Source organism: Spirillospora sp. NPDC049652 (assembly GCF_040675125.1).
GTDB lineage: Bacteria > Actinomycetota > Actinomycetes > Streptosporangiales > Streptosporangiaceae > Spirillospora.
This window is the reverse complement of the sequence record NZ_JBFAOF010000357.1, coordinates 1-6,789: the sequence shown is the minus strand read 5'-3', so window position 1 is coordinate 6,789 and position 6,789 is coordinate 1. Positions and strand designations below refer to the sequence as shown.

At 75.2% G+C, this 6,789-nt stretch carries 5 protein-coding genes; all 5 read left to right on the top strand.

From position 1 onward, the window contains the following. Positions 1-2,464 (top strand): AMP-binding protein (locus tag AB0J52_RS21915; RefSeq protein WP_500183651.1); only part of this gene is annotated, 2,464 nt, incomplete at its 5' end. Between the two features lie 10 nt (positions 2,465-2,474). Then, positions 2,475-4,079: a tyrosine 2,3-aminomutase gene (cmdF, locus tag AB0J52_RS21910; protein ID WP_500183649.1), complete on the top strand. Its 1,605-nt coding sequence runs from the start codon at positions 2,475-2,477 to the stop codon at positions 4,077-4,079. 46 nt (positions 4,080-4,125) lie between these two features. Next, a complete protein-coding gene (locus AB0J52_RS21905; RefSeq protein ID WP_500183648.1) occupies positions 4,126-4,803 on the top strand; it encodes a DUF899 domain-containing protein in 678 nt (225 codons plus the stop codon). A gap of 58 nt (positions 4,804-4,861) precedes the next feature. Continuing rightward, a complete protein-coding gene (locus AB0J52_RS21900) occupies positions 4,862-5,377 on the top strand; it encodes an SRPBCC domain-containing protein (RefSeq protein ID WP_500183645.1) in 516 nt (171 codons plus the stop codon). A 197-nt stretch (positions 5,378-5,574) separates the two neighbouring features. Continuing rightward, positions 5,575-6,789: AMP-binding protein (locus tag AB0J52_RS21895; protein WP_500183643.1), on the top strand; the 1,215-nt coding region annotated here is incomplete at its 3' end.

Here is a 6,789-nt window from a genome sequence, read left to right as displayed (position 1 = left end):
GGCGCGTCCCCGGCCCGAGTTCGCGCACACGGCCGGGCCGTTCGAGAACCCGCTCGTGCTGTGCGCGGACTTCGCGGGCGCGCCGACCTTCCGGCACATGCTCGCCCGGACGGCGCTGTCCCGGCGGGCCGCGCTCGACCACCGGGACCTGCCGTTCCCCACCCTCGTCGCCGCGCTCGACGTGGACCGCGCCGCGCACCGCACGCCGCTGTACGACGCGTCCTTCGCCTGCGACGAGGAGCCGGAACCCGAGCCCCGCTTCGCGGGAGTGGCGGCGCGTCCGCTGGACCCGCCCGTCACCGCCGTGCCGTCCGGGCTCGAACTGCGGGTGCGGACGACCGGGAACACGGTCGCCGGGACGCTGGCCTTCCGCGCCGACCTGTTCGACGCGGCCTCGGCGGAGCGCCTGCTCGACCAGCTCCGCACGCTGCTGGACGCGGCGCTCAAGGACCCCGACCAGCCCGTCGCGGCGCTGCCGCTGGAGACCCCGGAGCAGCTCCGGGCCGCCGTCCGCGCCGCCGACCGCGTCGCGGAGGCGCCCGCCGCGCATCCCACGGTGGCGGCGGCGGTGCGGCACCACACCGGACGCGTCCCGGACGCCCCGGCCGTCGTGTGGCCGGACGGGACGGTCTCCTACCGAGAACTCGCCGCCCTCGCCGCGTCCGTCACGCGCGGGCTGCGGCGGCTGGGCGGCGCGGCGGGTGGCGCGGTCGCCGTCCGGACCCCGACCGGCCCGCGCCAGGTCGCGGCGCTGCTCGGCGTCCTGGACGCCGGCGCGCACCTGGTCTGGCTCGGCACCGGCGAGGCGGGCGAGCGCGGGCGGCTGATCCTCGGCGACCTGCGCCCGCCCTACCTGCTGCTGGACGCCCCGCCGGACGACGACGCCCTCGCCGTCTGGTTCCGCGACGAACTCGGCGGACGGCCCGTCACCCTCGACGAGCTCACCGCCGAAGGCGCGTCCGACGAGGACGCCGCCGGTCCCGTGACGGGGAGTGCGCGGGACCTCGCGTACGTCGCCTACACGTCCGGATCGACCGGACGGCCGAAGGGGATCACGCAGTCGCACGGCGGGTTCGCGCAGTTCTGCGAGTGGATGGCGGGGCACTTCGCGATGGCGCCCGGGAGCCGGGTGGCGCAGTGGGCGGCCGCCGGGTACGACGCGGCGCTCGTCGAGATCTTCGCCGCGCTCGGCTCCGGGGCCGCGCTGTGCCCGGTGCCCGAGCGGGTCCGCGTCGATCCGCGGCGGCTCGTGCGCTGGCTCGCGGAGGAGCGGATCACCCACTTCCAGACCGTGCCGAGCTTCGCCCGGGAGGTGCTGCGCGCGATGGCGGCACTGGCACCGGAGGAGCGCCCGGACGCGCTGGAGCACCTGCTCCTCGCCGGGGAGCCGCTGCCGGGCGAGCTCGCCGGGCAGTTGCGCGAGGCGCTGCCGGGCGTCCGGCTGACCAACCTCTACGGGCCAACCGAGGTCGTCCTCGCGACCTGGCACGAGGTGACCGGGCCGGTGCGCGGCACGGTGCCGGTCGGCGAGCCGATCCCGGGCCGCCAGGTGATCGTGGTGGACGGCCAGGACCGCCCGTGCCCCGCCGGGATGACCGGCGAGCTGGTCATCCGCAGCCCGTACGTCAGCCCCGGCTACGTGGGCGCGGACGGCGCCGACGCGTTCGCGCCGCTGCGCCGCCAGGAGGAGTTCGGCATCGCGCCGGGCTCCTGGTACCGCACGGGCGACCTCGGGCGGCGGCGCTGGGACGGCCTGCTGGAGTTCCGCGGCCGCCAGGACTTCCAGATCAAGTTCTTCGGCACCCGGCTGGAGCTGACCGATATCGAGGCCGCGCTGGGCGGCGCGGACGACATCGCGGAGTGCGCCATCGTGCCCGTCCGCGACCACGCGGGCCTGGTCGTCCGCCTGGTCGCCTACGTCGTGCCCCGCCCCCGGGACGAGACGGCCCACAGCTCGGCGGAGGGCGCGCCGAAGGGCGATCCCTCCGCGGGCTGGCGCGCCCGGCTCCGGCGCAGGTTCGGCACGACCGTCCCGCCGGTGACGTTCCGGACGATGACGTCCCTGCCGCGCAACGTCGGCGGGAAGGTGGACCGGCGCAAGCTCCCCGCCCCCGCGTCGCTGCGCGCGCCCGGCGACGACCGCGGGCCCACGCCGACCGAGACCGAACTGACCCGGATCTGGGCGGAGCTGCTCGGCACCGAGCAGATCCTCCCGGAGAGCTCCTTCTTCGCGCTCGGCGGGCACTCCCTGCTGGTCCCGGTGCTGCTGCACCGGGTCCGCGAGCGCACCGGGACCGCGCCCACCCCGCGCGCGTTCCTCGCCGACCCCACCCTGGCCGGGCTCGCCGCCCTCGTGGACGCCGCGGGCCAGGGGCGGGAGTCCGCCGCCCCACGACCGGCGGCGGACCAGGCCCCCCGTTCCCGGCGCGCGCGACCGCCGCGCCGCCGTTCCGACAACACGTGAGGTGGATGGAATGACAACAGTCCAGGTGGAACCGGTCCGGCTCGACGGCGGCGGCGTCACTCCCGACGGGATCCGGCGGATCGCCGAGGACGGCGCGCCCGCCGAGCTGTCGCGGGACGTGCTGGAGCGGGCGGCGGCGAGCCGCGCGCTGTTCCAGGACATCGTCGAGCGCGGCATCCCGGTGTACGGGATCACCACCGGATACGGCGACCTCGCGTACATGATGCTGGACCCGGCGGTGGAGGCCGAGCTCCAGCTCAACCTGGTGCGCAGCCACTGCGCCGGCGTCGGCCCGCTGTTCGCCGAGGACGAGGCGCGCGCGATGGTCGCGGCCCGGCTGAACGCGTTCGCGCGCGGCTACTCGGCCGTCCGGCCGGAGCTGCTGGAACGGCTCGCGCTGCTGCTCAACCAGGGCATCACCCCGGCGATCCCCGAGTACGGGTCGCTCGGCGCGAGCGGCGACCTGGCCCCGCTGTCGGCGATCGCGGCCGTGGTGATCGGCGAGGGCTACGTGCTGCGCGACGGGAAGGCCGTCCCGGCCGGGCCGGTGCTGCGCGAGCGCGGCATCGAGCCGCTCAGCCTGCGGTTCAAGGAGGGCCTGTCGCTGATCAACGGCACGTCCGCGATGACCGGGCTGGCGGCGCTGCTGGTCGGGCGGTCGTGGGCGCAGGTCCGGCAGGCGGAGGTCGTGACCGGCCTGGTGCTGGAGACGATGCGCGCCTCGACCGGCGCGTTCGCGCCCGAGGGCCACGACCTGGCCCGCCCGCACCCCGGCCAGATCGACACCGCCGCGAACCTGCGGACGCTGCTCGCCGGCAGCCGGCTGGCGTTCTCGCACGCCGAGATCCGCGAGCAGGTGGAGGCGCAGAAGGACGGCGACGCGCTCGTCCAGCGCGGTGAGATCTACCTGCAGAAGCCGTACACGCTGCGCGCGATCCCGCAGGTCGTCGGCGCGGTCCGCGACACCCTCACGCACGCCACCACGGTCGTCGGGACCGAGCTGAACTCCTCCAACGACAACCCCCTGTTCTTCGAGGGCAAGGAGGTGTTCCACGGCGCGAACTTCCACGGCCAGCCGGTCGCGTTCGCGATGGACTTCCTCACCATCGCCCTCACCCAGCTCGGCGTGATGTCGGAGCGGCGGCTGAACCGGCTGCTGAACCGGCACCTCAGCGGCGGCCTGCCGGAGTACCTGGTGGCGGGCGAGCCCGGCCTGCACAGCGGGTTCACCGGCGCGCAGTACCCGGCGACGGCGCTGGTCGCCGAGAACCGGACGATCGGCCCGGCCAGCACGCAGAGCATCCCGTCCAACAGCGACAACCAGGACATCGTCAGCATGGGCCTGATCGCGGCGCGCAACGCCCGCCGCGTCCTGGACAACAACCGGCTGATCCTCGCCGTCGAGTTCCTGGCCGCGGCGCAGGCCGTGGACCTGCGGGACGTCAAGGAGCAGCTCAGCCCGGCCGGGCGCGCCACCTACGAGCGGGTCCGCTCGATCGCGCCGTTCCTCGCCGAGGACCGCTTCATGACCGACGAGATCGAGGCGGTCGCCGCCGAGATCGGGCGCGGCGGCTTCCTCGCCGCCCTGCCCGACGGCGGCGCGGGCCTGCGCTGACCCGCGCGCCCGCCCCGGGCCGCCCCCACCAGAGAAGGAGACACCGATGACCGGTCCGCGCATCGTCGAGCGGACGGAGTGGATCACCGCCCGCAAGGCGTTCCTGGAACGTGAGAAGGAGGTGACCCGGGCCCGCGACGCGCTGAACGCCGAACGCCGCGAACTGCCGATGATCGTGGTGGACAAGGAGTACGTGTTCGAGGGCCCGGAGGGCGAGCGGCGGCTGCCGGACCTGTTCGGGGACCGCCGGCAGCTGCTCGTCTACCACTTCATGTGGCCGCTCGAAGGGCACGACTGGTGCCCGGTCTGCTCGCTGTTCATCGACAACATCGGCCACCTGGCGCACCTGCGCGCCCGCGACACCGCCCTGGTGATCGCGTGCGCCGCGCCGCAGTCCGACATCCAGCCGTTCCGGAAGCGGATGGGCTGGGACATCCCGTGGTACACCACGCGCGGGGACGACTTCTACACCGACTTCACCCTCGACCAGGGCTCCGACCAGGCCGAACTGCCCGGGGTCAGCGCCTTCCTGCGGCACGACGACGGACGGGTCCTCTACGGTTACTCGACCCACGGACGCGGCAGTGACATCCTGAACAACACCTATAACTATCTCGACCTGACACCGCTGGGCCGGCAGGAGGACGGGATGGAGGACACGATGGCCTGGATCCGGCACCACGACCGGTACGACGATCCGGGCGCCGCGTCCTGCCACGGCTGAACACCCGGCCGCCGGCGGCCCCGCGGGCCAGGACAGGCGACGACAGGAGGCCAGACCGATGGACCCCCGAACGTTCCGCACCCGGGCCACGCTCAGCACCGCCGGCGGCGGCGCCCCGACGCTGCGCTTCGAGCACGACTACGGGCACGCGCCCGACCGGGTGTGGCGGGCCGTCACCGACGGCGAGCGGCACTCCGAGTGGTTCGGCTTCCCCGTGGTCATCGAGCCCGTCGAGGGCGGGCGCTTCTCGGTGACCTTCTCCCCCGACATGGTGGAGGAGGGCAAGGTCCTGGAGGTGGACGAGCCGCACCGGTTCGCCTACACCGGACGCGGCGACGTCTACCGCTGGAACATCACGCCCGACGGCGACGGCTCCCGGGTCGTCCTGGAGAACGAGATGGGCGACCCGGACCACATGCCCTACAGCGCGGCGGGCTTCCACCTCGCCCTCGACAAGATGGAGGACCTGCTCGACCGGGAGGCCGGCAGGGAGCCCTCCGGTTCGGCGGACGACGGGCCGTCCTTCGACGACCTGGTCGGCTACTACACCGACCTGCGCGACTCGTCCGCCTGACCGCAGGCCCCGCGACCGCCCCGCGCCGTTCACCGGCGCGGGGCGGTCCGCTGTCTCCGGGCCCTCTCCCGGGCGTCCTTCCGCGTGCTCTGGCGGTGGCATTCGCGGAGATGCCGCCGGTGGCGGGACCCGGCGATAGTCGGGGAAAGCGGACGGCGCGGTCCGTCCGGCGAGCGGCACCCGCGAGGGGGAAGGCTGTGACGGGAGAGCGGAGCAGGCCCAGCAGGGAGGGCGTCACGCCCTGGCCGGCGGAGGCGGCGGCGCGGTACGAGGCCGCCGGGTACTGGATCGGACGGCCGCTGGGCGCGCAGGTGCTCGCGGTGGCCGACGCGCGGCCGGACGCGGAGGCGCTGGTCAGCGGGAACGTCCGGATGACCTACCGGGAGCTGGCGCGGCGCGCGGACGGCGCGGCGCTGCGGCTGCTCGGCCTCGGGCTGCGGCCGGACGACCGGATCGTGGTGCAGCTCGACAACCGGTGGGAGTTCGTCGTCCTGACGCTGGCCTGCCTGCGCGCCGGGATCCTGCCGGTCATGGCGCTGCCCGCGCACCGGCACCGCGAGATCTCGCACATCGCCGGGCACGCCGAGGCGCGGGCCGTCGCGGTGCCCGCCGAGAGCACCCGGTTCGACCACCAGGCCCTCGCCCGCCGGATCCGCGCGGAGCACCCGGGCGTCGAGCACGTGCTGGCGGCGGGCGACCGTCCCGCCCCGGACGCGGTGGACCTGCGGCGGCTGTGCCGTCCGGCGGACGACCCGGACGCGGCCCGCCGCGCGCTGGACGCCGCCGCGCCGCGCTCCCGGGACGTGGCGCTGTTCCTGCTCTCCGGCGGCACCACCGGCCTGCCGAAGCTCATCGCGCGGACGCACGACGACTACTCCTACAACGCGCGGCGCAGCGCCGAGGTCTCCGGGTTCGGCCCGGACACGGTGTACCTGGCGGCGCTCCCGCTGGCGCACAACTTCCCGCTCGCGTGCCCGGGGATCCTCGGCGCGCTGCTGTCCGGCGGGCGGGTCGTGATCGCGTCGTCCCCCGCGCCGAAGCGGGTGTTCGACCTGATCGAGCGGGAGCGGGCCACGGTCACGGCCGCGGTGCCCGCCATCGCGCAGAGCTGGCTCGCCTACCAGGAGAGCGGCCCGGGGCACGACCTGAGCTCGCTGGAGGTGCTCCAGGTCGGCGGCTCGCGGCTGGCCGACGAGGTCGCCGTGACGGTCCGCCCGGCGCTCGGCTGCCGGCTCCAGCAGGTGTTCGGGATGGCCGAGGGCCTGCTCAACTTCACCCGCCTGGACGACCCCGACGACGTCGTCTGCCGCACCCAGGGGCGGCCCATCAGCCCGGACGACGAGATCGCCGTCCTGGACCAGGACGGCCGCCCGGTGCCGGACGGCACGCCCGGCGTGCTGCTGACCCGCGCC